Source organism: Kitasatospora sp. NPDC028055 (assembly GCF_040637885.1).
In the GTDB taxonomy this organism is placed as follows: Bacteria; Actinomycetota; Actinomycetes; order Streptomycetales; family Streptomycetaceae; genus Kitasatospora.
In genome coordinates, this window is sequence record NZ_JBEZXE010000006.1 from 81,716 (window position 1) to 107,281 (window position 25,566).

26 protein-coding genes are annotated in these 25,566 nt (G+C 73.9%); 12 read left to right on the plus strand and 14 right to left on the minus strand.

The window, feature by feature from the left end:
• Positions 1–248: 248 nt before the first annotated feature.
• Positions 249–1,358 carry a hypothetical protein gene (locus AB0F71_RS10055; RefSeq protein ID WP_360230526.1) on the minus strand — a complete coding sequence of 370 codons (1,110 nt, stop codon included), beginning with the start codon at positions 1,356–1,358 and terminating at the stop codon, positions 249–251.
• A gap of 188 nt (positions 1,359–1,546) precedes the next feature.
• On the opposite strand from AB0F71_RS10055, the gene AB0F71_RS10060 reads away from it, so the two are divergent.
• Positions 1,547–3,553: a transglycosylase domain-containing protein gene (locus AB0F71_RS10060; RefSeq protein WP_360230528.1), complete on the plus strand. Its 2,007-nt coding sequence runs from the start codon at positions 1,547–1,549 to the stop codon at positions 3,551–3,553.
• On the opposite strand, the gene sigJ is transcribed toward AB0F71_RS10060, so the two are convergent.
• On the minus strand, positions 3,531–4,445 hold the full coding sequence (gene sigJ, locus AB0F71_RS10065; protein WP_360230530.1) for an RNA polymerase sigma factor SigJ: 915 nt from the start codon (positions 4,443–4,445) through the stop codon (positions 3,531–3,533). The genes AB0F71_RS10060 and sigJ overlap by 23 nt on opposite strands.
• A gap of 90 nt (positions 4,446–4,535) precedes the next feature.
• Here sigJ and AB0F71_RS10070 point away from each other — a divergent pair, with 90 nt between their 5' ends.
• On the plus strand, positions 4,536–4,901 hold the full coding sequence (locus AB0F71_RS10070; RefSeq protein WP_360230532.1) for a hypothetical protein: 366 nt from the start codon (positions 4,536–4,538) through the stop codon (positions 4,899–4,901).
• Between the two features lie 31 nt (positions 4,902–4,932).
• Here AB0F71_RS10070 and AB0F71_RS10075 read toward each other — a convergent pair whose 3' ends face one another.
• Both AB0F71_RS10075 and AB0F71_RS10080 read right to left on the minus strand, forming a co-directional pair.
• Positions 4,933–6,192 carry a hypothetical protein gene (locus AB0F71_RS10075; RefSeq protein WP_360230534.1) on the minus strand — a complete coding sequence of 420 codons (1,260 nt, stop codon included), beginning with the start codon at positions 6,190–6,192 and terminating at the stop codon, positions 4,933–4,935.
• 130 nt (positions 6,193–6,322) lie between these two features.
• Complete coding sequence (locus AB0F71_RS10080) at positions 6,323–7,270, minus strand: hypothetical protein (protein ID WP_360230536.1); 948 nt, start codon at positions 7,268–7,270, stop codon at positions 6,323–6,325.
• A gap of 197 nt (positions 7,271–7,467) precedes the next feature.
• Between AB0F71_RS10080 and AB0F71_RS10085 the strand changes: the two genes are divergently transcribed.
• The 3 genes from AB0F71_RS10085 (at position 7,468) to AB0F71_RS10095 (ending at position 11,170) form a co-directional block, all read left to right on the plus strand.
• A complete protein-coding gene (locus AB0F71_RS10085; RefSeq protein WP_360230538.1) occupies positions 7,468–8,496 on the plus strand; it encodes a phosphotransferase family protein in 1,029 nt (342 codons plus the stop codon).
• A 5-nt stretch (positions 8,497–8,501) separates the two neighbouring features.
• Positions 8,502–9,713 (plus strand): acyl-CoA dehydrogenase family protein, encoded by a 1,212-nt coding sequence (locus AB0F71_RS10090; protein ID WP_360230540.1) that lies wholly within the window; start codon positions 8,502–8,504, stop codon positions 9,711–9,713.
• A gap of 176 nt (positions 9,714–9,889) precedes the next feature.
• On the plus strand, positions 9,890–11,170 hold the full coding sequence (locus AB0F71_RS10095) for an esterase (RefSeq protein ID WP_360230542.1): 1,281 nt from the start codon (positions 9,890–9,892) through the stop codon (positions 11,168–11,170).
• Between the two features lie 21 nt (positions 11,171–11,191).
• Here AB0F71_RS10095 and AB0F71_RS10100 read toward each other — a convergent pair whose 3' ends face one another.
• The gene (locus AB0F71_RS10100) at positions 11,192–12,127 is read right to left on the minus strand and encodes an alpha-L-glutamate ligase (RefSeq protein ID WP_360230544.1); all 936 of its coding nucleotides are present in this window, start codon (positions 12,125–12,127) and stop codon (positions 11,192–11,194) included.
• Between the two features lie 190 nt (positions 12,128–12,317).
• On the opposite strand from AB0F71_RS10100, the gene AB0F71_RS10105 reads away from it, so the two are divergent.
• The gene (locus AB0F71_RS10105; RefSeq protein ID WP_360230546.1) at positions 12,318–13,196 is read left to right on the plus strand and encodes an NAD(P)H-binding protein; all 879 of its coding nucleotides are present in this window, start codon (positions 12,318–12,320) and stop codon (positions 13,194–13,196) included.
• A 34-nt stretch (positions 13,197–13,230) separates the two neighbouring features.
• Here AB0F71_RS10105 and AB0F71_RS10110 read toward each other — a convergent pair whose 3' ends face one another.
• Positions 13,231–13,644 carry a helix-turn-helix domain-containing protein gene (locus AB0F71_RS10110; protein WP_360230548.1) on the minus strand — a complete coding sequence of 138 codons (414 nt, stop codon included), beginning with the start codon at positions 13,642–13,644 and terminating at the stop codon, positions 13,231–13,233.
• 79 nt (positions 13,645–13,723) lie between these two features.
• On the opposite strand from AB0F71_RS10110, the gene AB0F71_RS10115 reads away from it, so the two are divergent.
• The gene (locus AB0F71_RS10115) at positions 13,724–14,545 is read left to right on the plus strand and encodes an NAD(P)H-binding protein (protein ID WP_360230550.1); all 822 of its coding nucleotides are present in this window, start codon (positions 13,724–13,726) and stop codon (positions 14,543–14,545) included.
• Here AB0F71_RS10115 and AB0F71_RS10120 read toward each other — a convergent pair.
• Positions 14,542–14,958, minus strand: coding sequence for a DUF3291 domain-containing protein (locus AB0F71_RS10120; RefSeq protein WP_360230552.1), 417 nt, complete (start codon positions 14,956–14,958; stop codon positions 14,542–14,544). The genes AB0F71_RS10115 and AB0F71_RS10120 overlap by 4 nt on opposite strands.
• 51 nt (positions 14,959–15,009) lie before the next feature.
• Here AB0F71_RS10120 and AB0F71_RS10125 point away from each other — a divergent pair, with 51 nt between their 5' ends.
• Positions 15,010–15,390 carry a hypothetical protein gene (locus AB0F71_RS10125; protein WP_360230554.1) on the plus strand — a complete coding sequence of 127 codons (381 nt, stop codon included), beginning with the start codon at positions 15,010–15,012 and terminating at the stop codon, positions 15,388–15,390.
• A 48-nt stretch (positions 15,391–15,438) separates the two neighbouring features.
• On the opposite strand, the gene AB0F71_RS10130 is transcribed toward AB0F71_RS10125, so the two are convergent.
• The 3 genes from AB0F71_RS10130 to AB0F71_RS10140 all read right to left on the minus strand — a co-directional run bounded on the left by AB0F71_RS10130 (position 15,439) and on the right by AB0F71_RS10140 (position 18,043).
• Positions 15,439–16,422 (minus strand): NADPH:quinone oxidoreductase family protein, encoded by a 984-nt coding sequence (locus tag AB0F71_RS10130; protein ID WP_360230556.1) that lies wholly within the window; start codon positions 16,420–16,422, stop codon positions 15,439–15,441.
• Positions 16,419–17,192 (minus strand): SDR family NAD(P)-dependent oxidoreductase, encoded by a 774-nt coding sequence (locus AB0F71_RS10135; RefSeq protein ID WP_360230827.1) that lies wholly within the window; start codon positions 17,190–17,192, stop codon positions 16,419–16,421. The genes AB0F71_RS10130 and AB0F71_RS10135 overlap by 4 nt, the downstream gene beginning before the upstream one ends.
• 92 nt (positions 17,193–17,284) lie before the next feature.
• Complete coding sequence (locus tag AB0F71_RS10140) at positions 17,285–18,043, minus strand: SDR family oxidoreductase (protein ID WP_360230558.1); 759 nt, start codon at positions 18,041–18,043, stop codon at positions 17,285–17,287.
• 147 nt (positions 18,044–18,190) lie between these two features.
• Between AB0F71_RS10140 and AB0F71_RS10145 the strand changes: the two genes are divergently transcribed.
• Positions 18,191–18,817, plus strand: coding sequence for a TetR/AcrR family transcriptional regulator (locus tag AB0F71_RS10145; RefSeq protein WP_360230560.1), 627 nt, complete (start codon positions 18,191–18,193; stop codon positions 18,815–18,817).
• Positions 18,818–18,866: 49 nt separating this feature from the next.
• Here the strand turns inward: AB0F71_RS10145 and AB0F71_RS10150 are convergent, their stop codons facing one another.
• Entirely contained in the window at positions 18,867–19,586 is a 720-nt protein-coding gene (locus AB0F71_RS10150; protein WP_360230562.1) for a TetR/AcrR family transcriptional regulator, read from the minus strand.
• A gap of 266 nt (positions 19,587–19,852) precedes the next feature.
• Entirely contained in the window at positions 19,853–20,470 is a 618-nt protein-coding gene (locus tag AB0F71_RS10155; protein ID WP_360230564.1) for a LysE family transporter, read from the minus strand.
• Between the two features lie 206 nt (positions 20,471–20,676).
• On the opposite strand from AB0F71_RS10155, the gene AB0F71_RS10160 reads away from it, so the two are divergent.
• On the plus strand, positions 20,677–21,306 hold the full coding sequence (locus AB0F71_RS10160; RefSeq protein WP_360230566.1) for a maleylpyruvate isomerase N-terminal domain-containing protein: 630 nt from the start codon (positions 20,677–20,679) through the stop codon (positions 21,304–21,306).
• 105 nt (positions 21,307–21,411) lie between these two features.
• A complete protein-coding gene (locus AB0F71_RS10165; RefSeq protein WP_360230829.1) occupies positions 21,412–21,735 on the plus strand; it encodes a hypothetical protein in 324 nt (107 codons plus the stop codon).
• On the opposite strand, the gene AB0F71_RS10170 is transcribed toward AB0F71_RS10165, so the two are convergent.
• Complete coding sequence (locus AB0F71_RS10170) at positions 21,722–23,755, minus strand: SpoIIE family protein phosphatase (RefSeq protein WP_360230568.1); 2,034 nt, start codon at positions 23,753–23,755, stop codon at positions 21,722–21,724. The genes AB0F71_RS10165 and AB0F71_RS10170 overlap by 14 nt on opposite strands.
• A gap of 64 nt (positions 23,756–23,819) precedes the next feature.
• Here AB0F71_RS10170 and AB0F71_RS10175 point away from each other — a divergent pair, with 64 nt between their 5' ends.
• Entirely contained in the window at positions 23,820–24,248 is a 429-nt protein-coding gene (locus AB0F71_RS10175; RefSeq protein WP_360230570.1) for a hypothetical protein, read from the plus strand.
• Positions 24,249–24,333: 85 nt separating this feature from the next.
• On the opposite strand, the gene AB0F71_RS10180 is transcribed toward AB0F71_RS10175, so the two are convergent.
• The gene (locus AB0F71_RS10180; RefSeq protein WP_360230572.1) at positions 24,334–25,485 is read right to left on the minus strand and encodes an acyltransferase; all 1,152 of its coding nucleotides are present in this window, start codon (positions 25,483–25,485) and stop codon (positions 24,334–24,336) included.
• Between the last annotated feature and the right edge of the window lie 81 nt (positions 25,486–25,566).

A 25,566-nucleotide genomic window follows, 5' to 3' on the forward strand; every position in this document is an offset into this window, starting at 1 on the left:
GGGGGCGGGGGGGCCCCGGGCGGGGGCGGCCGGCGGGCGCCCGGGGGGGGGCCCCCGCCGCCAACCCCCCCCGGGGGGGGGGGGGGGGCCCCGGGGGCCCCCCCCCCCGCCACCCGTCCGTCAGATGCCGAACGGCGCCGGGTAGCGGACCGTACCGGCGGGCAGCGGGAAGCGGGCAGCGGGTGGTCGGCGTCGAGGGCGGCCCGGACGGCGGCCGAGCCGGGAACTTCGCGGGCCGGCGCGATCGCTCAGGCCGGCGGCAGGCCGGGCGCGGTGGACTCCGGGCGGCGGTCGGTGGGGCGGGCCGGCGGGATGACCGGGGCGCGGAAGTCGCGCGGGCCGGTCCACAGGGCGGGGACGGCGTCGCCGCGGCGGGCCAGTTCGTAGGCCAGGGCCTCGTAGTTGACCCGCCAGCCGCGGAAGTGCCGCCAGGCGTCCTCGACCGGGCGTTCGCGCGGGAAGCCCGCCGCGGTGATCATCGCGACGGCGCCCAGGTACTCGGCGTAGCTGAGGCGGATCGGGGTGTCCGGGGCCGGGTCGGCGTCGAAGTCGATCCGCAGCGAGCGGCCGATGTCGCGCATCGCGGTGAAGCCGGCCCGGATCACCAGCCGGGCCTCGGGCGGGGCGGACTGCGGGCAGAGGGCGAGGTGGAGGGCGGCGGCGTCCATCACCGCGATCAGCCCGACCACCCAGCTGCGGTTGGGCTGGGGGGAGCGGAAGGCCAGCAGCACCGGGTAGTTGGAGTGGCTCTCGCCGATGTCGGCGGCCAGCCGCTCCCAGTCGCGGTAGAGCTGGGGGAGGGCGGTCTCGGTGTCGACCAGGGACTGCCGGGCGAGCAGCTCCGGGCCCCAGGCGGGTTCGCCGGCCCGGGACTGCAGCAGCGTCACCTCGGTCTCGCGCCGCTGGTAGGCCGCGTACAGGGTGGGCAGGTAGGCGATCTGCAGGGCGATCACCAGCGGGCCGCTGGCGGCGGCCATGAAGTCGATCGCGGACAGCTGGAGGCGCTCGCCGCTCGCGTAGCCGAGGGTGAAGAGGCTGGAGCCGGCCTCCCGGATGGAGATCGACCAGCTGAGCTCCGAGGTGCCGTGCAGCAGCAGGGTGTAGGCGAGCAGCATCCCGCTGAGCCAGACCGTGAGCATGCCGAGCAGCACCAGCGGGGCGAGCCAGGTCAGGGCGCGGTCCTGGGCCCGGTAGGTGCCGAAGGGGGTGGCCCACAGCCGCAGTACGGTGCGCAGCAGTGCCCAGAGCCGGAACACCAGGGCCGAGTAGAGCCCGCGGGGGACGACCAGGGTGCGCAGGATGCTGCCCACGACGAGCAGGAGCAGCAGCACGCCGATCAGGGTGTGGATCAACCTCATGGCGCCATTGTGGCGGTAGGCCGCCTGGGGTGCGGTGCGGAGCCCCCGGTCAGGGCGCGGATCTTCCGGGTGCGGTTCGGTTCCCCCGCCCGATATGAACATGATCACACCGATCTCGCCCGTCCAAAGGACGGCCGCTTCGGCATCTAACGGGGTGGAGGGGGCCGCCCCAGGAGATCGGAGACCGGATGCGCGCACAGCAGGGTGGGGAAGCCGAGGAGGAGAGGACCGGACGCCGGAGGTGGCGCCCGCTGCGGCGGATCGACTACCCGCGCCGCGGTCGGCGCGGGGTCCGGCGCTGGCTCCCCTCCTGGCGGCAGCTGCTCCTGACGACCGGTCTCGGGGCGGCGGTGCTGACCGGCCTGGCGGGCTGGTTCTACGCCACCACCCACGTCCCGGAGGACCTCAACGCCTTCGCCACCCAGCAGAGCAACGTCTACTACTGGGCGGACGGCACCGAGATGGCCCGGGTCGGCGAGACCAACCGGCAGGAGGTGCCGCTGAGCCAGGTGCCCGAGTCGGTCCAGTGGGCGGCGCTCTCCGCCGAGAACGAGACCTTCTACTCGGACCCGGGGGTCTCGCTCAGCGGCATCGGCCGCGCCGTCTACGAGATGGCCACGGGCGGCGACACCCAGGGCGGCTCGACCATCACCCAGCAGTACGTCAAGAACATCTACCTGAACCAGCGCCAGGACGTCTCCCGCAAACTCAGCGAGATGGTCATCGCGGTCAAGCTGGGCCGGCGGATGAGCAAGCAGGACATCCTGGCCGGCTATCTGAACACCAGCTGGTTCGGGCGCGGCAGTTACGGTATCGAGCGGGCCGCGGCCGCGTACTACGGCAAGGACGTGTCGCAGCTCGACCCCAGCGAAGGGGCCTTCCTGGCCGCCCTGTTGAAGGGCGCCGGGCAGTACGACCCGGCAGTGAGCGCGGAGAACCACGCGCGGGCCGTGGAGCGGTGGTCCTGGATCCTGGACCGGATGGTCGACACGGGCAAGCTCTCCGCCGCCGAGCGGGCCCGGTACACGGTCTTCCCCGAGCCGCGGACACCGCCCAGGGCGGCCGGGCTCGGCGGCCAGATCGGCTACCTGGTCGACCTGTCCAGGGGCTTCGTGGAGAGCCACAGCGACATCACCCCGGCCCAGTTCGACCTCGGCGGCTACCAGATCCGCACCACCTTCGACCGGGCGAAGGTCAACGCCCTGGCCGCGGCCGTGCAGGAGGCCACCAAGGGCCTCGACCCGGACCACCGCGAGGCCGACAAACTGCTCAAGGTCGGCGCCGCCTCGGTCGCCCTCGACGGGCGGATCGTCGCCCTCTACGGCGGCCCCGACTACCGCAAGCAGGGCTTCAACAACGCCAACACCTCGACCGTGCCGATGGGTTCGGCCTTCACCCCGCTGGTGTACGCGGCCGGGCTCGACCAGGGCGTGCAGCGCCGACGTGACGGCGGCCGGTCCCCGGTGACACCCGGCACCACGTACGACGGCGACAACGGCGTCAACGTGATGACCCCGGAGGGGCCGTACTGGGGGCGGGACGGGAAGATCGTGAAGACCGCCAACGACGGCAGGCGGAACTGGGGCCCGGTCAGCCTGCGCAGCGCGGTCGAGCAGTCCGTCAACGGGCCGATGATGCAGCTCGGCATGGACGTCGGCCTCGACCGGGTGCAGCAGACCGCGGCGGCCCTCGGCCTGCTCCCCGAGAGCCTGGGCGAGCTCGTCCCCGCCTTCGGCGTCGGCAACTCCACCCCGAGCGCGATCCGCGCCGCCGACGCCTACGCCGCCTTCGGATCCGGCGGCAGCCACACCGACCCGTACTCCGTGCTGGGCGTCACCCGCAACGGCGCGCCCGTCGACCTGCGGCTGCCCACCGCCGCCCGGGTGCTGCCCGCGGCCGTGGCGGCCGACGTGGACACCGCCCTCAAGGGCGCCGTCCGCAGCGGCAGCGCCCAGGCGCTGGCGGGCGCGGGCGCCGGCCTGGCGGCGAAGCCCGGCACCACCCCGGACCGCACCGCGGGGTGGACGGTCGGCTACAACGGGCAGCTGTCGACGGCGGTCACGGTCTTCCGGGCGGACCTCAAGGACATGAAGCTGCAGTCCCTGGAGGGGGTCGGCGGGGCCGCGCCGGACACCCCGGACTCGGAGCTGCCGGGGCGGATCTGGACGGCGTTCATGAAGACCGCCGGGCAGTAGCGGACGCCGTCGTCCACCCCGCCCACGGGCGGAGCTTCTCCGGGTTGCGGACCACCCAGATCCGGGACACCCGGCCGTCCGCGACGTCGAACGCGGCCACCGTCAGCACGACGCCGGCGCGCCGGGCCACCAGGCCCGGTGCGCCGTTGACCGAGCACTCCAGCAGTTCCATGCCCGGGGCCCGGTCGGCGACGGCCAGCATGTACTGGGCGATCAGCGCGCCGCCCGCCACCGGGCGCAGCACGGTGCCCACCAGGCCGCCGCCGTCGGCGGTCATCACGGCGGCCGGGTCGAGGACGGCGACCAGGGCGGCGATGTCCCGGCTCTGCCAGGCCTCCTTGACCCGCCGTACGGTGTCGGCCCGCGCGATCGGGGCGGCCTGGGCCGGGGCCGGGTCGATCCGGCGGCGGGCGGCGGAGGCCAGCTGCTTGCAGGCCGCCGGGGTGCGGTCGAGGACGGCCGCGATCTCGGCGAAGGGGTAGCGGAAGACGTCGTGCAGCACGAAGGCGACCCGCTCGGCCGGGGTCATCGACTCCAGGACGACCAGGAAGGCCATCTCCACCGACTCGTCCAGCACCACCTGGTCGGCGAGGTCGGGGTGAGCGCCGTGACCGGGCAGCGGTTCGGGCAGCCAGGCGCCGACGTAGCGCTCCCGCCGGGCCCGGGCCGAGCCCAGCACGTCCAGACAGATCCGGCCGGTGACGGTGGTCAGCCAGGCGCCGGGGGCCCGTACCTCCCGGCGCCGGTCGGGCGGCAGGGCGTACCAGCGCGCGTACGCCTCCTGCACGGCGTCCTCGGCCTCGGTCAGCGAGCCGAGCAACCGGTAGGCGACGTTGATCAGTTGGCCTCGCTCGCCGACCGTGCCGTCGGTGCCCGCCCCCGCTGCCGCCATGCGCTCGCCTTACCTTTCGTGGGCCCGCGTCGTCGGGCTTGGTGAGACCCTACCGAGCCACCGCCCCCGGGCGGAGAAGAGGACCGCGACATGGCCACCCCGACGACGACCGCGCCGCACGGATTCCCTTTCCTGCGGGCCGCGATCGCCCTGCAGACCCTGACCATCCTGCTCCAGGCCGTCTCCGCCGGACTGCTGCTGGCCACCTCCTACGGGGAGACGCTGCACAGCGCCGGCGCCCGGGTGATGTACGGGGCGTCGATGCTCTACCTGCTCGCGGCGGTGCTGGCGTGGAAGCCGGGCGGCGGAGCGGTGCGACCGGTGTGGGAGGCCTCCGGCTTCCTGGCGCTCACCTCGGTGCAGGTGGTGCTCGGTATTGCGCACGTCCCGGCGGTCCATCTGCCGCTGGGGGTGCTGATGTTCGGGCTGAGCCTGCTGGCGCTGGCCCGGCGGTGAGGGCGGGCGGCCTTCCCCGGGCGACGGAACGTCACTTCACCAGGCGGGACCAGTCGCCCGGCTGGCCGGGGTCGAGTTGGCGGAGCCTGTCGAGGACCTTCGGGTCCTGGGCGTCCAGCCAGTCGGCGACCTGGCGGAAGGAGACGCAGCGGACGCCGTCCTGGTGGCAGACGTTCTTCACCACGTCCTCGACGGCGTCCATGTAGATGCCGCCGTTCCAGTCCTCGAAGTGGTTGCCGATGAACAGCGGGGCGCGACTGCCGTTGTAGACCCGGTTGAAGCCGGCCAGGTAGCTGTCCCGGGCCTCCTTCTCCCAGTCGGCGAACTTCTTCGGGTCTCCCTTGGTGGTGTTGCCGGACTGGCCGGCCAGGAAGTTGAAGTCCATCGACAGGCCCTGGGAGGACCTGGCCGGGAAGGGCAGCAGCTGGAGCGGGAAGTTCCAGATGCCGCCCTGCTTGGTCGGCCAGACCTGGAACTCGCCCGGGGAGCTGGCGTCGTAGCGGAAGCCCGCGGCCTTCTCGGCCGGGAGCAGGTTCTTCTGCCCCTCCAGGCACGGCGCGCGGCCGCCGACCAGCTCCTTGGTGTAGTCGAAGGGCAGCGGCGGCAGGTTCTTGAAGCCGGTGTTGGTCTTCCAGTTGGTGACGAAGGAGACCGCCTGGTCGAGCTCGCTCCGCCACTCCTCGGTGCTCCACTCGCCCCCGCCCTTGGTGCCGCAGAAGTGCCCGTTGAAGTGGGTGCCGATCTCGTTGCCGTCCAGCCAGGCGAGGCGCAGCTGCTCCAGGGTGTCCTTGATGTGGGGGTCGGTCGCGTAGTCGATGGACGCGTCGCCCGGGTTGTGCCGGGGTGGGTGGTAGAGCGCGCGCTTGGACTTGGGCAGGGTGTAGAGGCCGCTCAGGAAGTACGTCATCTGGGCGTTGTTGTCCGCGCCCAGCTTGCGGAAGCGGGAGAACAGGTGGTCGTCGCCCTCCAGGGCGCCGTCCCAGGAGAAGACGACGAACTGCGGCGGCTTCTCACCCGGTTTCAGCTTCTCCGGCTTGGACTGCTTGGGCTGCGGGCCGGTGTAGGAGGTGGAGCCGTCCCCGAGCAGGTGGACCTGGCCGTCCCAGGTGGGCGTCGGGGTCGGGGCGGGCGCGGGCGCCGGGTCGGTGGGGCTCGCCTCCGGTGCGGTCGGGTCGGGATCGGGGGCGGCGGCGTTCGGTCTGCCCTCGGAGAAGGAGTCCCCCGTGGTGAGCGTGAGGGACGCGACGACCCCCACGGCCAACAGGACGACCGCACCGCGAGCAGTCCGCACGGATTCCCTTTCCTTCGGCCGACATCTTCGATCACACAGGGTTCTCCCTTGATCGATGACCGGAGCCGTCGGAAACGTTGCACGGGAGGTCGTACGAGTTTTCGGACGGGTATCCGGACGGCCGGCGGGCCTACTCCGCGGCGGGGTGCGGGCCGGCCGGTGCGGCGCCGCTGACGGCGGCCTCGTACAGGTTCTCGACGGCCGGGCCGAAGGCGGCGCTGTAGGAGACCTGGGGGGTGTTGCCGCCGGTGTGGTAGCCGCCGATCACGCCGATCACCGCCCAGCCGCCCGGCCACGGCACCAGCATCGGCCCGCCCGAGGTGCCGCCGGTGAAGGCGTCGCAGGCGATGCGCAGGAAGGTGCCCGGGTCGGCGGGGTCGTCGCTGGGCCAGCGGGTGGTCCGGCTGAGGCACTCCAGCGGCTGCTGCGAGCCGCCCGGGTAGCCGATCATCCGGACCCACGGGTGGACGTACCCCGTGCCGGTCAGCAGGCGCACCGCGCCCGCCGCGTCCTCCAGGCGCTGCCCGGCCTGGTTGGGCTCCGTCACCGCGAAGCCGAAGTCGTAGGCTGCGCCCGCGTGTTCGCCCCGGTCGTAGTACTCCTGGGCGACGTAGACGCCGTCGGCCCGGACCGGGAAGACGCCGAAGGGCGTGAGCCCGTCGTGGTACTGCGGCACGAACGCCAGGTGCCGCTTCGGGGCCCGGCCCGCGTACCCCTTGAGGCAGTGCCCCGCGCTCAGGGCCAGGTCGCGGCCCGGGCTGTGCACCACGGAGCCGCTGCAGGTGCGTCCGGTGCCGTCGGCGTCCGTCCAGAAGAACGCGCCGGCCTGGGGGATGCCGTCGAAGCTGTGGCTCGGCGGGATGAACTCGCCGGGCCGGGGCCCGTCCCCGGTGCCCGGGGCGGCGGGATCGGTGCGCTGGGGGAGTGCGGCCGCCAGGCGGGCCGGTGTCCAGTAGGCGCTCGACCCCCCGGGCTCCGGTGTCGCGGCGGAGGCGGCCGGGACGAGGCCGGCGCCCAGTGACAGCAGGGCGGTCGCGAGTGTCGCCGCCCGCCTGACGGCTTTCGTCCCGTACGCCATGGGGTCGTCCCTCTCTCGTCCGTGTGACGCCGTATCCGTCGGCACCTGGATTGAATTGTCGCGAACCCGTCAGCAGGTGGGGCCGGAACGGCGGCATTCAGCCCAGGCCCGGGCCGGGTGCCATTGACACGGGAGCGCCTCCCCTGAATGCTAAGCAAGCGCTTAGTCAACCTCCGTCGTCCCCGAGGAGCCGCCCGATGCCGCCGACCCCCGCCGACCCGCCCGGCCTGGACCTGGCCCGCCTCCGCGCCCACCTGGACCGGGAACTGCCCGGCACCGTCCGGGGCCCGCTGCGGGCCGAACTCATCGAGGGGGGCCGCTCCAACCTGACGTACGCGCTCACCGACGGCACCGGTCGCTGGGTGCTGCGCCGGCCGCCGCTGGGGCACGTGCTGGCGACCGCGCACGACATGGGGCGCGAGCACCGGGTGATGTCCGCGCTGCGGGACAGTGAGGTGCCCGTCCCGGGCATGCTGCTGATCGACCACGGCACCGAGGTGCTCGGCGCGCCCTGGTACCTGATGGAGCACGTCACCGGCGTCGCCCACCGGGACCGCAGGACCCTGGCCGGCCTCGGCGAGCAGCGGACGGCGGCGCTCGGCCGCCGCCTGGTCGAGACCCTCGCCGCCCTGCACCGGATCGACCCGGCCGCCGTCGGCCTCGGCGACTTCGGCCGGCCCGAGGGCTACCTGGAACGCCAGCTGCGCCGCTGGTCCACCCAGCTGGAGAAGTCCCGCAGCCGGGACCTCCCCGAGCTCGACCGGCTGCACGCCCTGCTCGCCGAGCGGCTCCCCGCCTCGCCCGCGCCCGCCCTGGTGCACGGCGACTACCGGCTCGACAACGTCCTGGTCGACGACGCCGACGCGATCACCGCCGTCCTCGACTGGGAGATGTCCACCCTCGGCGATCCGCTCACCGACATCGGCCTGCTGGTGATGTACACCGAGCTGGCCGGCGTCGGCGGCGGCATCATCCCCGACGCCATGACCGCCCCCGGCTTCCCCGCGGCCGACGGGATCGTCTCGTACTACGCCGAGCTGACCGGCCGCCAGGCCGCCGACCTGGACTGGTACGTGGCCTTCGCCTCGTTCAAGCTGGCCGCCGTCGCCGAGGGCATCCACTACCGCTTCCAGCAGGGCCGCACCCTGGGGGCGGGCTTCGAGCGCGCGGGCGAGATGGCCCCGATCCTCGCCCGGCACGGACTGACCACCCTCAAGGAGGGCTGAGCACCATGGACTTCGCCTACGACGCCCGGACGAACGAGCTCCGCGAGCAGCTGCTCGCCTTCATGGCCGAGCACGTCCACCCCGCCGAGCCCGTCCTCGCGCAGCAGTTGGCCGACCCCGACCGCGAACCCTGGAGCGTCCCGCCCGTCGTCGCCGACCTCCAGACGCAGGCCCGCAAGCAGGGCCTGTGGAACCTGTTCATCCCGGGGGAGCACGGGGCCGGGCTCACCAACCTCCAGTACGCCCCGCTCGCCGAGATCACCGGCCGCAGCATCCAGCTGGCCCCGCCCGCCCTCAACTGCGCCGCCCCCGACACCGGCAACATGGAACTCCTCGCCCAGTTCGGCAGCGCCGAGCAGCAGGAGCGCTGGCTGCGGCCGCTGCTGGACGGCGCGATCCGCTCCGCGTTCGCGATGACCGAGCCCGAGGTGGCCTCCTCGGACGCCACCAACATCGCCACCCGGATCGAGCGCGACGGCGACGAGTACGTGATCAACGGCCGCAAGTGGTACATCACCGGCGCGATGAACCCGGACTGCAAGGTCTTCATCGTGATGGGCAAGACCGATCCGGCCGCCGCCGCGCACCGCCAGCAGAGCATGGTGCTGGTGCCGCGCGACACCCCGGGCCTCACCGTCAAGCGCGGCATGACCGTCTTCGGCTACGACGACGCCGACCACGGCGGCCACGCCGAGGTGCTGTTCGAGGACGTCCGGGTGCCCGTCGAGAACCTGATCGGCGAGGAGGGCGGCGGCTTCGCCATCGCCCAGGCCCGGCTCGGCCCGGGCCGGATCCACCACTGCATGCGGGCCATCGGCCTCGCCGAGCGCGCGCTGGAGCTGATGTGCCGCCGGGCGAGCGAGCGGGTGGCCTTCGGCCGGCCGCTCGCCGAGCAGGGCGTGGTGCAGGACTGGATCGCCGAATCCCGGGTCCGCATCGAGCAGCTGCGGCTGCTGGTGCTCAAGACGGCCTGGCTGATGGACACCGTCGGCAACCGCGGCGCGCACACCGAGATCCAGGCCATCAAGATCGCCACCCCGCGCACGGTCGAGTGGATCCTCGACAAGGCCGTCCAGACCTACGGCGCCGCGGGCGTCAGCCAGGACACCCCGCTCGCCCAACTCTGGGCCGGCAACCGCACCCTGCGCCTGGCGGACGGCCCGGACGAGGTGCACAAGCGCTCGCTGGCCCGGCGGGAGCTCAAGCAGTACCGCTGAGCACCCGGTACGGACCCGGTCGGGCACCTCGGGCGACAGGACCCTGGGTCGCCCCGCCTGGCCCGTAAGGGTGTCATACCGGGGTAGTCAGGGGGACTTGGCTCCCCGGTATGACGGCTCCGCCGCGCCCCGCCCGTAGCGTCTGCCCTGTGACCGATCGGGACGAGGAGACTGGCATGGGCAGGCGGGGACGGGCCGTGGCGGCGGTGCTGTTGGCGGCGTCGGCGACACTCGGGGTGACGGGCGCGCCGGGCGCGGTGGCGGCGCCGGCGGTGGACGACGGGGGCGCTCGGCAGGCCACGGCCTGGCTGCCGCAGCCGACCGGGCCGTACCCGATCGGGACGACCTCGCTGCGGCTGACCGACGCCGGGCGGCAGGACCCCTGGAAGCCGGGCCGCGGGCGCGAGTTGATGGTCAGCCTGTGGTACCCGACCGCCCGCCCGGCCACCGGCGGGGAGCGCGTCCGCTACATGCAGCCGGCCGCCGGGGCGCACTTCGGCGGCGACACCGGGGTCGGTGAACTCAACTACCATGTGCGGCCCGGCAGTACGGACTGGTCGGGGATCCTCACCCACGCCCGCCGGGACGCCCCCGCCCGGCCCGGCGGCCCCCGCCCGGTGGTGCTGTACTCGCCCGGGCTGGGCGACCCGCGCACCTGGGGGACGGCCCTGGTGGAGGACCTCGCCTCGCGCGGCTACGTGGTCGTCACCGTCGACCACACCTACGAGGCCTCCGAAGTCGCCTTCCCCGACGGGGACCTGGCCACCTCGGTGTTCCCCGCCATGCTGCAACAGCCCGGTCTGGACGTCGGCGCCGTGCTGCGCAAGTCCCTGGCCGCCCGGGTGGCGGACACCCGCTTCGTCCTGGACGAACTCTCCGGGCTGCGCCGGGCCCCGGGCCTGCCGGCCGGCGTCGCCGCCTCGCTGGACCTGGACCGGATCGCCATGGTCGGCCACTCGGCGGGCGGCTTCACCGCCCTCCAGGCCATGCACGACGACCCGCGGATCGCCGCCGCGGTCAACCTGGACGGCCAACTGCACTTCCCCGGCCCCGACGGCCAGACCGGCGTCTTCCTGCCCGACTTCGTCGAGGACGGCCTGGACCGCCCGTTCCTGCTGATGGGCACCCGCAGCGAGGACTCCGGCAGCTACCGCGGCCAGCCGGGCTGGAACGCCCTGTGGCAGCACAGCACCGGCTGGCACGCCGACCTCACCCTGGAGGGCTCCCGGCACGGCTCCTACACCGACGCGCAGTCCCTGCTGCCGCAGCTCGCCCGCCAGGGCGCCGTCACCCCGGAGGTGCTGGCCGGGGACGTCGGCGACGTCCGCCCCGACCGGGCCGAGCTCGCCACCCGCTCCTACGTGGCGTCCTTCCTCGACCGATGGCTGCGCGGCCACGACGACCACCTGCTGGACGGCCCCTCGGCCCGCTTCCCGGAGATGACGTACGAGCGGTAGCCCGTGCCACGACACCTCGCCTCAGGAATGCAGGTGCGCCGCGACGTACGGAACGGCGATCTGGTCCACCCCGCGCGTGCGGCCGAAGGCCGGGTGGACGTTGACCTCGAAGACCACGCCGCCGCTCTCGGCGGCGAGGTCGACGCCGGCCAGCGGCAGGCCCAGGGACTTGGTCGCCTGGATCGCCAACTCGGCGAGACCCGGGGGGATTTCGTCGACCTCCAGCAGGGTGGAGACGGCGCCCCGGCACTCGTTGCACGGCGCATCCGGGTCCGCCTGGACGTGCTCCGTCGCGCGGACCACCCGGCCGCCGAGGACGACCACCCGGTACTGGTGGCGCCGCCCGTCGGCGGTGAAGTTCCGGGCGTCCCGGGCGATCAGCCAGGCTTCGTCGAGATCCGCGTAGTGTCGTGCGGCGGCGGCGAGTTGGGCGTGGGTGGTGACGTGGAAGACGTCGTCGCCGCCCATGCCGACGCACGGCCGGGCCCAGACGTCGCCGCCGAGCCGCTCGAAGGCCTCGACGGCGGCCTCCGGGCTCGGCCGGGAGAGCGTGATCGTCGGCATGTGCGCCACACCGTCGCGGGTGAAGCGCTCGACCGTGAGGTTCTTCTCGGTCGCCGCGCGCCAGGCCTCGACGTCGGTGCCGAGCGAGCGGACGCCGGCCGCGCGCAACTGCCGCTGGCAGTGGGCGAAGGCGGGGCGCCGGTGCGGCGGGATCTCGTAGACGACCACCGCGTCCGTGGTCACGACACGCCCTTCGGCCTCCAGCCGGACGGTACCGTGGCCCACGGCTTCGATCCGGCCGGTGGCGTCTCGGGAGCCATCCGTCATGAAGTGCCGCGCGTCCAGCAGGACGGGCTCGCGACCGGTCAGCCGCCGGGCGGCGGTGGCCATCGCGTCCCGGGTGCCCTCGGTCGAGCTGTGATCGGTCAGAAGAACGAGGTCTCGTCGGCCCATGGGGCCATCGAATCGGTGGGCGGCCGTCCCGGACAAGGACGCCTTGCGAGCCACCGGGTGTGGCGCTCTGGCCGAAACCGCCCCGTGCCGCCGTCGGTCGACGGTGAGCACCAGCTTGCCGACCGTCATGGAACCGAAGCAATGGCTTACCGAGTTGCGTTTTTAACCAGGTAACGATTTCATGGGTGGCATGAATCGGACAGTCATTCCTCCCGTGCTCGTCACCGGCGCGACGGGTCGGATCGGCCGCATCGTCGTCGACCGACTCCTCGAAGCGGGCGTGCCGGTCCGCGCCCTGACCCATCGCTCCGAGGCGGCGGCGCCACTGCCGGCGAAGGTCGAGGTCTTCGCCGGTGACCTGACCGTGCCCGAGTCGCTCGACCCGGCGCTGAAGGGCGCCGGTGCGGTCTTCCTGGTCTGGACCGCCCCGCCGCAGAGCGCCGCGGCTGTCATCGAGCGGCTGGCGGCCAACGTGCGGCGGGTCGTCTTCCTCTCCTCTCCGCATCAGACCCCGCACCCCTTCTTCCAGCAGCCCAATCCCATGGCGGCGCTGCACGCCGACATCGAGCGGCTCATCGCGGCCACCGGACTCGAGTCGTCGATCATCCGGCCGGGGATGCTCGCGTCGAACTCGCTGGCCTGGTGGGCGCCCGCGATCCGGCGCGGCGAGGTCGTCCGATGGCCTTACGGCGCCGCGCGGACGGCACCGGTCGACGACCGCGACGTGGCAGCCGTCGCGGCCCGGACACTCCACCAGGACGGGTACGCCGGAGGCGACTACGTCCTCACGGGCCCCGAGTCGCTGAGCCAGGCCGCACAGGTGGACGCCATCGGTGCCGCCCTGGGGCGCCGGATCGCGTTCGAGGAGATGACGCCGGACGAGTTTCGGAGCCTGTCGGAGGGCACGGCGCCCCGGCCGGTCGTCGAGATGCTGCTCGCCGCCTGGGCCGCCGCGGTCGGACCGCCCGCACACGTCACCACCGCGGTGGCCGACATCCTCGGGACGGCCCCGCGAACGTTCCGTCAGTGGGCCGCCGACCACGCCACCGCGTTCGCGCCGGGTTCGTGACCACCTCGACCGCGGCCGGCCGCGTCGTGCTTCGCTAGCGGATCTCCGAGCCGGGGTTGGCGTCGTCCCACTCCTGCCGGGAGGTGAGGATCGCGTCGTGGTGGTCGTACGACCAGTCGACCATCGCCCGCACCAGGTGGGTGAGGCTGTGGCCGAGCGGGGTCAGCTCGTACTCGACCTGTGGGGGGACGGTCGGGTGGACGGTCCGGGAGACCAGGCCGTCGCGCTCCAGCCGGCGCACCGTCAGGGTCAGCATCCGCTGCGAGATCCCCGGCAGGGCGCGCTGGAGTTCGCGGAACCGCCGTACGCCCTGGGCGAGTTCGACCACGGCGAGGACGGACCACTTGTCGCCGAGCCGGGTCAGCAGGTCGCGGATGCCGCAGTCGACGCCGTCGTCGCACCAGACCACCGGACGGGGGGTGGTTACCGCGGTGTGCCCTACTGACATGGAAGTGCCTCCTTACGCCGGACGCCCAGGCTACCGAGGATGGTCACGTCTTCAACGACCAGCCATCTGGAGGAGAAACATGCTGCTCGTCACCGGTGTCAACGGAGGTCTCGGCGCCCTCGTCCTGGAGCGCCTCGCTGGCCGTGCGGATGTCGTCGCCGGGAGCCGGACGCCCGAGAAGGTGCCGGGCGGTCAGCCCGTCCGCCTGGTGGACTTCGACCGGCCGGAGACCCTGGCCGAGGCCTTCGACGGGGTACGGACGCTGCTGCTGATCTCGGCGGGGGCCGCCGAGGACGACGTGGTGATCGCCCGGCACGGCGCGGCGATCGAGGCGGCCGAGAAGGCGGGCGTCGAGCACGTCGTCTACACCAGCCTCTCCGGCGACGGCGACCACCTGCCGTACGCGCTGGCGCACCGCTGGACGGAGCGGCGGCTGCGCGAGTCCGGCACGCTGCGTTGGACGGTGCTGCGCAACGGCCTCTACGCGGAGCTGCTGGCCGCGATCGCCGCGCCCGGTCCGGACGGGGTGATCACCGCGCCGCTGGGGGCGGGGAGGCTGGCGGCCGTGGCCCGGGCGGACCTGGCCGAGGTGGCGGTGAAGGTGGCGCTGGCGCCCGCCGGGCACGCGGGGCGGACGTACGAGCTGGTCGGGGAGCGGGCGGTGGGCGGCGCGGAGGTGGCGGAGGTGCTGGGCGCCGAGTACCGCCCGGGCGGGCTCGCGGAGGTCCGGACGGCGCTGGCGGCCTCGGACGCGCTGCGCGACTTCCAGGTGCCGATGACGGTGGGCACCTACTCGGCGATCGCGCACGGCTTCCTGGCCGGGCCGGGTGGGCCGGGCGACCTGGCGGCGCTGCTGGGCCGCCCGCCGCGCCCGGCGCTGGAGGTCATCGCGGGGCGTTAGGGGGCCTGCGGGGCCCGGTCGGCGGCGCGCTGGGCGTCGATCCGGGCGTGGGCGTCCGGCCAGGCGATCGGCAGCCGCTCGACCGGGGTGTCCCAGAAGGTGAAGGTGGACTCCCGCATGGTGGAGCGCAGCCCGGTCATGGTGCTGCGGTGGGGTTCGGCGGCGGCGAAGGCGTTCAGCGCCTCGCGGCTCTCCCAGGCGGAGAGCGTCCAGAAGGTCCGCCGGAGCGGCCGGGCGATCAGCGAGGCGCCCAACGCGCCCGGGGTGTTGCGGAGTTGGCGCCAGACGGCGAGCGAGCGGAGGAAGAACCGCGGGACGTCGGCGAGCGAGCGGACCTCGAAGCGGGAGGCCATCACGACCGCCCGGGTGCCGGGGGTGGGGGGATTCGGGGCGATCCAGGGCAGTGTGGGCACGGCTGAACTCTCCTCGTCGGCGGAGGGCGCCACATTGGGGAGCGGCACCAGGTGCTCGGGCTGGTGCTCGGGGCCCGGCCGGTGGACGAGGACGCCCCGGAACCCGAACCGGCGCCCGGCGCCGCCGAGGTGGACGCGCTGATCGACGCCCTCGGCTGGGAGGTCTCCGAGCACGCCCCCGCCCGGGCCGTGCTCGGCGAGACCCTGGAGACCCTGCGCTCGCTCGGCGCCGCACTCGACCCCGCCACCCTGCGCGGCTACGCCGAACTGGCCGAGCGGACCGCCGTCCTCGACCTCGACCAGCTCGACCCGGCCGCGGACCCGCTGGAACAGGCCGAGCGGGCCCTGCTGCGGACCGTCCTCCTGGAGCCGGCGTTGCTCGCGCTGCGGCGGCTGGCCCAGGAGAACGAGTCCGCCCGGCGCGGAGGTTGAGCCACCTGCGGTCGGACCGCCCGCCGTCGAGCTGCCCGCCGTCGGGGGCTACTCGCCCAGGACGGCGATCCGCCCGGTGCTGCGCCCGTCGGCCACCAGCTGCACGGCCGCCGCGGCCTCGGCCAGCGGGACCCGGGCGCTGACCAGCGGCCGGACCACGCCGTGCTCGGCGAGCTCGGTCAGCGCGTCGTGGGCGGCGCGCACGGCCCGCGGGTCGTGGGTGTTGTACAGGCCCCAGTGCAGGCCGAGGATCGAGTAGTTCTTCACCAGGGCGTGGTTCAGCGCCGGGGCCGGGATCTGCCCGGCGGCGAAGCCCACCACCACGATCCGGCCCTCGAAGGCCACGCACTTGGTGGAGCCGGTGTAGGCCTCCCCGCCGACCGGGTCGAAGACCACGTCCGCGCCGCGCCCGCCGGTGAACTCCTTGACGGCGGCGACGAAGTCCCCGGCCGGGCCGTCGGCCGTCCGGTCCACCACCAGGTCGGCGCCGAGCGCCCGGGCCGCCTCGGCCTTGGCCGGGCCGCCGACCACGGCGACCACCCGGGCCCCGGCGGCCCGGCCGAGCTGGACGGCCGCACTGCCGACCCCGCCCGCCGCGGCGTGCACCAGCAGGGTCTCGCCGGCCCGCAGCCGGGCCCGGCGGTGCAGGGCGAACCAGGCGGTCTGGTAGCCGATGTGCAGCGCCGCCGCCTCGGCGTCGTCCAGCGCCTCGGGCGCCGGGAACGCGGCGGCGGCGTCCAGCAGCGCGTACTCGGCGAAGGCGCCGTGCGGCAGTACCGGGTTGCCGATCAGCCGCTCGCCGCGCCGGGCGCCGTCCGCGACCTCGCCGCACAGCTCCACGCCCGGGGTGAACGGCAGCGGCGGGCGGACCTGGTACTGCCCCCGCACCATCAGCGCGTCCGGGAAGTTCACCGCCGCCGCCCGGACCCGGACCAGCAACTGCCCCGGGCCCGGCACCGGCCGGGCGGCGTCCTCGGCGAGCCGTAGCACCGCGGCCGGCTCGCCGAGCTCGGTGACCTGCCAGGCCCTCACAGCGCTCCACCCTTCTCCAGCCCCTGCTGGAGCCGGTTCACCCCGGCGAGCCAGCGGTCCGGCTCGGTGGCCCGGACGCGGTAGTACTCGGCGACCTCGGGGTGCGGCAGGATCAGGAAGCGGTCCTGGCGCAGCCCGTCCAGCGTCGCCTCGGCGACGTCCTCCGGATCCAGCGCGGTCGGCACCAGCAGCGCCTCGCCGACCGCGCCGGTGGAGGCCAGCATGTCGGTGCGCACCCCCTGGGGGCAGAGCGCGTGCACCCGGACACCGCGGTGGCGGTAGGTGGCGGAGAGCCACTCGGCGAAGGCGAGCGCGCCGTGCTTGCTGACCGCGTACGGGGCCGAGCCGAGCATGGTGAGCAGCCCGGCGGCCGAGACGGTGGCCAGGAAGCGGCCGTGGCCGCGCTCCAGCCAGCGGGGGAGCAGCAGGTCGGCGGCCCGTACGTGGGCCAGTACGTTGACCTCCCAGGCGCTCGCCCAGGCCGCCGCGGGGGCGTCGGCGCCGCCGATCGGGGCGACGCCCGCGTTGGCGCACCACACGTCGACCTCGCCGAGCTCCGCGCGGGCCCGGTCGACCAGGGCGGCGAGGCCCTCGGCGGAGGCGGCGTCCCCGGGGACGGCGGTGCCGCCGCACTCCTTCGCGACCGCGCGGGCGGCGTCGGCGTCCAGGTCGTTGACCACCACCCGGGCGCCGGCCGCGGCGAAGGCCCGGGCCAGGGCGGCGCCGATGCCCCGGCCGGCGCCGGTCACCACGACGCCCTGGCCGGTCAGGTCGCTGCCCGGGCCGGTCGGTGCGTTGAGCCCGTCCGCTGCGTTGAGCCCGTCCGGTCCGCCGAGCCCGGTCGGCGCGTCCGGCCCGCCGGTCACAGCCCACCGCCGAGGGTGACTCCGCCGTCCACCACCAGGGTCTGGCCGGTGATCCAGCCGGCCTCCGGGGAGAGCAGGAAGGCCACCGCGCCCGCGACGTCCTCGGGGACGCCGAGCCGGCCCAGCGGATAGGCCTTGACGACCTTCTCCTCGCGGCCCTCGTACAGCGCCTCGGCGAACTTGGTCTTCACCACGGCGGGGGCGACGGCGTTGACCCGGATGCCCTGCGGGCCCAGCTCGGCGCCGAGTTCGGTGGTGAGCCGGATCAGCGCGGCCTTGCTGACGCCGTACATGCCGATCCCGAGCGAGGAGCGGATGCCCGCGACGGAGGCGACGTTGACCACCGAGCCGCCGTGCTCGCCCATCCAGGCGGCGTGCGCCCGGCGGGTCCAGGCCAGCGGGCCGAGCACGTTGACGGCGAAGATCTTGGCGGCCGCGTCGGGGTCGGTGTCCAGGATCGGCCCGTAGATCGGGTTGATGCCGGTGTTGTTGACCAGGTGGTCGAGCCGTCCGAAGGCCTCCAGGGTGCGGGCGACCGCCTCCTCCTGGTGGGCCGGGTCGTCGGCCTTGCCGGCGACCGCGATCGCGTTGTCCGGGCCGCCCAGGTCGCGGACCGCCTCGGCGAGCGGCTCGGGGTTGCGGGCGGTGAGGCAGACCTTGGCGCCGCGGTCGACCAGTTCGCGGGCGATGCCGAGGCCGATGCCCCGGCTCGATCCGGTCACGACGGCCACCCGGCCCTTGAAGGAGTGCACCACGGAGGGTCCTGCCTTTCGGGTCTGCTCTACAGTGCTGACTAAGCGCTTGCTCAGCATGCTGTCGGTGCGAGAGCCTGTCAACAGTCCGGCGGCCGCAGCGGAGCGGCCGGCGGGAATGCCTGTACGACTCTCTGGGAGGATGGCGCCATGACCAGCACGCCCATCGCCGACCTCTGGCCGACCCTGCCCGGCGCCGACACCCGCCCCGAGGCGGCGTACCGGCTGCTCCAGGCGGCCGTCGAGTCGTTCGCGGAGCGCGGCTTCCACGCCACCACCACCCGGGACATCGCCACCGCGGCGGGCATGAGCCCCGCCGCGCTGTACATCCACTACCAGTCCAAGGCCGCCCTGCTCGCCGAGATCAGCCGGGCGGGACACGCCGCCACCCTCACCCTGGTCCGGGAGGCGGCGGCCGGGGAGGGCGGCCCGGCCGAGCGGATGCGCCGCGTGGTCGAGCAGTTCACCGCCTGGCACGCCCGGGCCCGGACGGTCGGCCGGGTGGTCAACTACGAGCTGCACGCCCTGCCCGAGGACGCCTACGCCGAGGTCGCGGCGCTGCGCCTGGACATCGAGCGCGAGGTCAGCGCGCTGATCGAGGCGGGGGTGGCGGCCGGGGAGTTCGAGGTCTCGGAGGTGCGCACGGCGGCCCGCGCGGTCACCTCGCTGGGCATCGACGTCTCCCGCTGGTACACCGAGCGCTCCTCCGGTACGCCCGAGGAACTCGGCCGCCGTTACGGCGAGTTGGTGCTGCGGATGCTCGGCGCCCGGGTCTGACCGGAGCGCCCCCGGGTGCCTTGCCCGCTCAGGACCCGTCGGCGTCCGCTCAGGGCCCGTCGGCGCCGTAGAAGCCGTCGAGGGGCGGCTCCGGCATCCCGTCCAGCAGGCGGTCCAGGCCGGTCAGCATCTCGGCCCGGTCGTCGAAGTCGGCGAAGCGGGGGACCAGCGCGCGCAGTCGCGGGTAGTCGGCCGCGGGCAGCCGGTGCAGGCCGAGGCGCAGCACCGGGTCCGGCTCGTCCGGGTTGTCGACCACCTGGCGCTTGTCCACCAGCAGGAAGCCCAGGTTCCAGGCCACGAAGGTGCGGTAGATCGTCAGCGCGGTGGTGTCGTCGAAACCGGCCCGGGCGAGCACCGACAGGATGTGCTCGGTGAGGGCGAGGGCCGGTGCCGGGCGGCGGGACACCGGGACGGCCAGCGGGCGGGTGGCGACCAGCGGCAGGATCTCGGGGTGGGCGTGCGCCACGACGGCGAAGGCCTGGGCGATTCGGCGCAGCTCCGTCCGCCAGCCGTTCTCGTGGCCGCTGCCGAGGCCGGTGCGCAGTTGGGTGTTGATCTCGGTGAAGTAGGCCTCGGTCAGGCCGTCCAGCAGGGCTTCCTTGCCGGGGGTGTAGCGGTACAGGGCCATCGACTCGACGCCGAGCTCCGCCGCCAGCCTGCGCATGGTCAGCGCGCCGAGCCCCTCGCGGTCCACCAGGGCGACGGCGGCGTCCAGCACCAGGGGGCGACTCAGGCGCCCGCGCTTCTCGGGGCCGTCCCGCTCAGCCATGTCCGCACTCCTCCGAGTCGGTGCCGGTGGGCCGTCGGCCGTGCCCGGGCGGCGGGGTCGGACGGGGGCCGGGGCCGGGCAGGTCGCAGGTTACGCAGCGGATACAGAACCAGGATACAAGGGACGAATACCCGGAAAACAGGCCTCGGCCGTGCCCCGCTCGGTCACGGAGCGCAACCAGTGTCCGGGTGCGGCCAGCTGTGGCCGGGTGGGGCGAGGGCGCGGCCGGGTGCGGCCGGGTGGGGCGAGGGCGCGGCCGGGGCGGGTCAGGGCAGCAGCCGGACGGCCAGCCAGCCCACCAGCGCGGCCGAGCCGAGGGCGGTCCACCGGCGGCCGCGGGTGCCGGCCAGGGTCCGGCCGAGCAGGGCGCCGCCGAGGGCCAGCAGCAGTTGCCAGCTCGCCGAGGCGGCGAACACGGCGAGGGGGAAGACGGTGCGGGCGAGCGGGCCCGCCGGGCTGCCGGGGCCGTCGCCCAGGATCAGAGCGGCGAAGTACAGCACCGTGAGCGGGTTGAGCAGGGTGATCCCGAGCAGGGTCAGGAAGGCCCGGCCAGGGCCGGGCGGGGTCGGCGCCGCGAGGGCGGCCGGGGTGCCGGGGGCGCGCAGGGCGGTGACGGCGGTGCGGACGGCCAGGGCGAGCAGCACGAGGGCGGAGGCGATCCGCAGCGGCGTGGCCACCGGCACCAGCAGGGGCGCGAGGCCGCTGCCGCCGAGGGTGGCCGGCACGGCGTACAGCCCGTCCGCGGCGGCCACGCCGAGGGCGGCGCAGGCCCCGGTGCGCAGCGAGGTCCGCGCGGTGAGCGCCACCAGGTAGGCCCCGACGGCCCCCACCGGCACGGCGACGCCCCACCCGGCGAGCAGCCCCGCGACCAGCGCGGCCCTCATGCGAGGGCGCGGTCGGGCCTCCGGGGGCGGCCGGGCTGCTGCTGACCGGCGGCCGGGCGGGCGGCGGCGGTCACGGGCAGCGGGCGGGCGGGTGCCGAGGTCATGGGTCGATGGTGGCGGGTGGGCACCGGGGGGTGCCAGTGGTTTCTCCCGTGCGGGCGGGTAGCGTGGGACACTCCGTGGACACTGTGTCGAGGAGCACCCCGATGAGCAGTCAGAACGACCACGTGCGCGAGCTGTTGGCCGAGGCCTGGCGGTCCTGGGCGGAACGCGGGGCGGCTCTCGGAGCCGCGGACTGGGACCGGCCGACCCGGCTGACCGAGTGGACCGTACGGGACCTGTACGCGCACGTGGCGCCGGTGCCGGAGATGTTCACCGGACTGCGCACGGCCGTCCTGGACGGACCGGCCGAACTGACCTGCGGGGCGGACGTCCTGCGGACCTTCAACCGGCCGGGCGGGCTCGCCCACACCGCCGCCGGACAGGTCGCCGAACTGGCCAGGGAGGCGGCCAGGGCGAGCGAACCGGCGGCGCTCATCGCCCGGTTCGGCACCGAGGGCCCGGAGGCCCTGGCCGGGCTCGCCGACCTGCCGTCGAGCACCGTGGTGGCGCACCCGCTGCTCGGCAGCGTCACGGTCGGGGCACTCGGCGAGGTGGCGCTGATGGAGGCGACCGTCCACCTGCTGGACCTGGTCGCGGCCGTCGGCGGCCCCGCGCCGGCCGAGCGGGCGCTGCGGTTCACCAGCGCGCTGCTGGCGGAGGTCGCCGACCCGGTGGCCTTCATCGAGGCGGCCTCGGGCCGCAGTTCGGAGCCGGTGCTGCCGGTCATCCGCTGACCCCGCCGGGGCGTTCGCGCTGGTCAGGCGTATGATCTGGCCCTAGGACGGATCAACTGGGGGGCGTTGATGGACAATCTGTGGAACCTGTGGTGGCTGCTGCCCATGGTGATCTACGGTGGCTCGGACCTGGCCCGCAAGGCGTTGAAGACCCGGCACAAGCGCAAGCTGGAGGTGCTGGAGGCGACCGAGCGGCAGCGGGTCGCCCTGGAGGCGGCCGGCCGCCCGCCCGAGCCGGTCTGCGGCTGCACCCACCACCTGGCCAAGCACGACAGGCAGGGCCGCTGCCACGAGGTGGTCGAGGCGCCCACCGCCTGGGACGCCGACCGGCGCCCGGTGAGTTACGAGCCGCGGCCCTGCAACTGCCAGCAGTACGTGGGTCCGGAACCGCTGGGCACGGTGTACGCGCCGGAGCTCACCGACCGCTGATGCCGCTGATGCGAGGCGGATCGGCGACCAGGGGCTCGGTGTCCGGGGGTTCGGCGACCGGGGGTTCGGTGTCCGGGAAGGGCTGCTCCGCCCAGATGACCTTGCCTTCGCGGACGTAGCGGGTGCCCCAGCGGTGAGCGAGCTGAGCGACCAGGAACAGTCCGCGCCCGCCTTCGTCGGTACTGGCGGCACGGCGCAGTCTCGGTGAGGTGCTGCTGCCGTCGGTGACCTCGCAGATCAGCGCGAGACTGCGAAGCCGTCGTACCTGGATGGGCGGCCCGCCGTAGCGAATGGCGTTGGTGGCCAGCTCACTGATGATCAGTTCGGTGGAGAACGACAGCTCCTCCAACCCCCAGTCGGCTAGCTGTCGTGCGACCGCGGCGCGGAGGCCGGCGACGGCCGCAGGGTCGGCGGGCAGGTCCCACTGCGCCACCTGTCCGCCGTCGAGCGAGCGGGTGCGGGCGACGAGCAGGGCGACATCGTCCCGCGGCTTGGCCGGGAGCAGGGCTTCGAGCAGGGTGCGGCACAGCTCCTCCGGGGTCCCCGCGGCGCGGGTGCGTGCGTCACGCACCGCGGCGAGCACGACCTCGGGGTCCTGAGAACCGTCGTGGACCAGGCCGTTGGTGAAGAGCACCAGTTCACTGCCCTCCTCGAGTTGGAGCTCGAGGGTCTCGAACGGTTGCCAGCCCAGTCCGAGCGGCGGCCCGGTCGGGACATCCGGGAGGTCGACCCGGCCGTCAGGCCGGACCAGTACGGGCGGTGGGTGGCCGGCGCTGGCGAGGGTGAGGTGCCGCGAGACCGGGTCGTACACGGCGTACAGACAGGTGGCGCCAGCAATCGTGTTCCCGGCGGGGGTACGCGCCTGCTGCTCGTGGTCCAGGCGTTCGACGAGGTCGTCGAGATGGGCCAGGACCTCCTCGACCGGCAGGTCGAGGTCAGAGAAGTTCCGTACCGCGGTGCAGAGCCGCCCCATCGTGGCGGACGCCTGCACTCCGCGACCGACCACGTCGCCCACCACGAGCGCCACCCGGGCGCCCGAGAGCGGGATCACGTCGAACCAGTCGCCGCCGGCGCCGCCGCGGGCAGGCACATAGCGGTGCGCGGCCTCGACGGCGTTCTGATCGGGCAGGTCGTGGGGCAGCAGGCTGGTCTGCAGAGCAAGGGCGGTGGCGTACTCCCGGGTGTAGCGCCGGGCGTTGTCGATGCTCACGGCCGCGCGACTGACGAGTTCCTCGGCGAGCAGCAGGTCGTCCTCCTCGAACGGAGGCGACTGCCCGGACCGGTAGAGGACGACGACGCCCAGGACGATGCCACGGGCGCGCAGGGGCACCGCGATGAGCGAGTGGATGCCTTCCGCACGAATCCGCTCGGTGCGGTCCGGATCCTGGGCGATCCACCCGGCCGCCGTGTAAAGGTCCTGCTCGAGGACCGACTCCTCCGAGGCCAGGCAGATCGCCTGCGGGGTGGACCGGCCGTACAGAATCGGCTCACCCACCTCGTACAGGTGCGGGGACGGCCGGATCCCGCTGAGCGCGACGCGGCGGACCGGCTCGCCGAGGCCTGGTGGCTCCTCGCCGCTGAGCACGGCGTCCGGGATGTCCACGGCGGCGAAGTCGGCGAACTTCGGGACCGCGACCTCGGTCAGGTCCTCGGCCGTGCGCGTCACGTCGAGGCTGGATCCGAGGCGCCCGGCATCACTCAGCAAGGACAGGCGCTGCCGGGAGAGCAGTGCCAGCCGTCCCACGCCCGGCTCCCCGATGGCGACCAGCCACGGCGGGGACTGAGGCGGTGGCGACGGCGCCGCGCTGAGGGTGGCCGCCGAAGGCGGCGACCGCCGCGCGGGGGGCTCCTGGCCCGGTCCTGAACCGTTGCCGTGCCCGATGATCGTCTCGGTGGCTCGCATCGCCGCGGAGTCCAGACAGCGCAGCGCACCGTCGGGCAGCACGGCCTCGACCGCGAACCCGGCAGGGCCGACCCCGTCATCCACCAGGCGGCAGAGCAGGGTCGCGACGCGATCCACAACACCGCGATCAACGGCGAGACGGCGACCGTCAAGTTCACCGGTACCGGCCTCCGTGTCCTCGGTGAACTCAACTCCGACCAGGGCCAGTTGGCCGTCACGCTGGACGGCGCCCCCGCCGGCACCGTCGACACCTCCACCTCCGGCCCCCGACCCGTCGCTCGTCTACTCCGGCAGCTGGTCCTACCTCACCGGCCGCGGCTACGGCGACTTCAACGACGACGTCCACTCCACCACCACCGACGGCGACTCGGTCACCGCGACCTTCAACGGCACCGGCGCCGACGTGGTCACCGAGACCAACAGCGACGAGGGCACCATGGACGTCTACGTCGACGGTCAGCCGCGCGGCAGCGTCAACGCCAACACCCCCACCCGCAACGCCCAGCAGCGGGTCTACACGATCGACGGGCTGCCCTACGGGGTGCACACCCTGAAACTGGTCAAGATCAGCGGCAGCTACCTGCTGGTCGACCGCCTCACCTACCGGTAGCGGAGTGCGCCATGGCTGTGCCGCCGCGGCCTGCGGCGGCACAGCCGTGTCCTCCCTGGAGCCGGCCGGTAGCCCTCGGCACCGGTCACCGCCGAGCGGAATGCCGTCCTTGCTGGTCGAGTTCGTGGCCCTGGCCGTCCTGGCCGCCTTGGCCGGACGGATCACCGGCCTCGGCGGCGGCCGGGGCCGCGACCCGGCGCGTTCCACCGCCGACCGGGAGGAGCCTCGGCCGTCGGCGTGCCGCCAGGTCCTCGATCCAGCCGAACAGCAGCACGGCCGCCAAGGTCCAGAGGAGCGTGCCCAGCAGCAGGACGGCATCGTTGACCGGGGCGGTGTCCAGCCCGACTTCGGCGAGCAGCAGGCCGGTGAAGAAGATGCCGGGGTTGTGCCAGAGGTAGATCGTGACCGCCCGGGCGTTGAGCAGGGAGACCAACCGGTCCAGCGCCGGAATCCGGCTCGGTGAGGACATCTTCGGCTGCCACCGCAGCAACAGCAGCACGAAGGCGAACGACCAGTAGGTGTTGGCCATGGGATCCGCGGTGAGATCGAAATTCGATTCCGCCCGATTGGTCCAGGCCAGCCAGCCGCCGACCACGAAGGCGGCCAGGGCGACCGGCACCACCAACCGCCACCTGAGCCGGCGCAGGGTGCCGTCGTGGTGGGCGAAACCGAGCAGCCAGCAGGCCAGGTAGCTGCAGAGATCGGTGATCGGCCCGGTGATCTCGTCGCTCATCCCGTACGAATTCAGACTGAACAGGTACACCAGCAGGAACGGCAGGGCGAGCATGACCACCGGGAGGCGGCGGAACAGCGGAAGCAGCACCGGCGACAGCAGTACCAACCACAGGTAGGTGCTGATGTACCACAGGACTCCGACGAATTCCTGGCCCCAGTCGCTGGCCGGTGGGGAATTCAGCGGAACAATCCAGAACAGCATTCTGGGGTCGGTCGCCGCCGTCCGGTCGTCCACCGTCCAGCCGTGGATCAGCATGACCGAGACGGCCACCGCACCGAGCACCCAGAACGACGGCAGCAGGCGGCGGAGACGGCGGCCGACCGTCACCAGCCCCGACTTGTCCATCGACGCGGCCATCAGGGAGCCGGCGAGGGCGAACATGATGCCCATCGACGGAAAGACGATCGTGAGCCAGCCCAGGTTCAATGCGTGATAGACGATCACCCGCACAATGGCCAGTGCACGAATCGTATCGATGTAGCGGTCCCGAATTGCTGTCACGGGGTGGTCTTCTCCGATCCGATGGGAGACGTGGTGGGGCGGGGAAGGCCCTCGTCGTCGGCGGTGCCAGGGGGGACCACT

What these genes read in the sequence shown, in the direction of transcription:
- sigJ (WP_360230530.1), bottom strand. Translation starts at nt 4,445, where the DNA reads ATGGCGGCAGCGGGGGCGGGCACCGACGGCACGGTCGGCGAGCGAGGC.
- AB0F71_RS10090 (WP_360230540.1), top strand. Translation starts at nt 8,502, where the DNA reads ATGGACTTCGCCTACGACGCCCGGACGAACGAGCTCCGCGAGCAGCTG.
- AB0F71_RS10155 (WP_360230564.1), bottom strand. Translation starts at nt 20,470, where the DNA reads ATGAGGGCCGCGCTGGTCGCGGGGCTGCTCGCCGGGTGGGGCGTCGCC.
- AB0F71_RS10110 (WP_360230548.1), bottom strand. Translation starts at nt 13,644, where the DNA reads ATGTCAGTAGGGCACACCGCGGTAACCACCCCCCGTCCGGTGGTCTGG.
- AB0F71_RS10150 (WP_360230562.1), bottom strand. Translation starts at nt 19,586, where the DNA reads ATGGCTGAGCGGGACGGCCCCGAGAAGCGCGGGCGCCTGAGTCGCCCC.
- AB0F71_RS10165 (WP_360230829.1), top strand. Translation starts at nt 21,412, where the DNA reads ATGGTGATCTACGGTGGCTCGGACCTGGCCCGCAAGGCGTTGAAGACC.
- AB0F71_RS10105 (WP_360230546.1), top strand. Translation starts at nt 12,318, where the DNA reads ATGAATCGGACAGTCATTCCTCCCGTGCTCGTCACCGGCGCGACGGGT.
- AB0F71_RS10070 (WP_360230532.1), top strand. Translation starts at nt 4,536, where the DNA reads ATGGCCACCCCGACGACGACCGCGCCGCACGGATTCCCTTTCCTGCGG.
- AB0F71_RS10080 (WP_360230536.1), bottom strand. Translation starts at nt 7,270, where the DNA reads ATGGCGTACGGGACGAAAGCCGTCAGGCGGGCGGCGACACTCGCGACC.
- AB0F71_RS10100 (WP_360230544.1), bottom strand. Translation starts at nt 12,127, where the DNA reads ATGGGCCGACGAGACCTCGTTCTTCTGACCGATCACAGCTCGACCGAG.
- AB0F71_RS10160 (WP_360230566.1), top strand. Translation starts at nt 20,677, where the DNA reads ATGAGCAGTCAGAACGACCACGTGCGCGAGCTGTTGGCCGAGGCCTGG.
- AB0F71_RS10095 (WP_360230542.1), top strand. Translation starts at nt 9,890, where the DNA reads ATGGGCAGGCGGGGACGGGCCGTGGCGGCGGTGCTGTTGGCGGCGTCG.
- AB0F71_RS10145 (WP_360230560.1), top strand. Translation starts at nt 18,191, where the DNA reads ATGACCAGCACGCCCATCGCCGACCTCTGGCCGACCCTGCCCGGCGCC.
- AB0F71_RS10115 (WP_360230550.1), top strand. Translation starts at nt 13,724, where the DNA reads ATGCTGCTCGTCACCGGTGTCAACGGAGGTCTCGGCGCCCTCGTCCTG.
- AB0F71_RS10055 (WP_360230526.1), bottom strand. Translation starts at nt 1,358, where the DNA reads ATGAGGTTGATCCACACCCTGATCGGCGTGCTGCTGCTCCTGCTCGTC.
- AB0F71_RS10060 (WP_360230528.1), top strand. Translation starts at nt 1,547, where the DNA reads ATGCGCGCACAGCAGGGTGGGGAAGCCGAGGAGGAGAGGACCGGACGC.
- AB0F71_RS10085 (WP_360230538.1), top strand. Translation starts at nt 7,468, where the DNA reads ATGCCGCCGACCCCCGCCGACCCGCCCGGCCTGGACCTGGCCCGCCTC.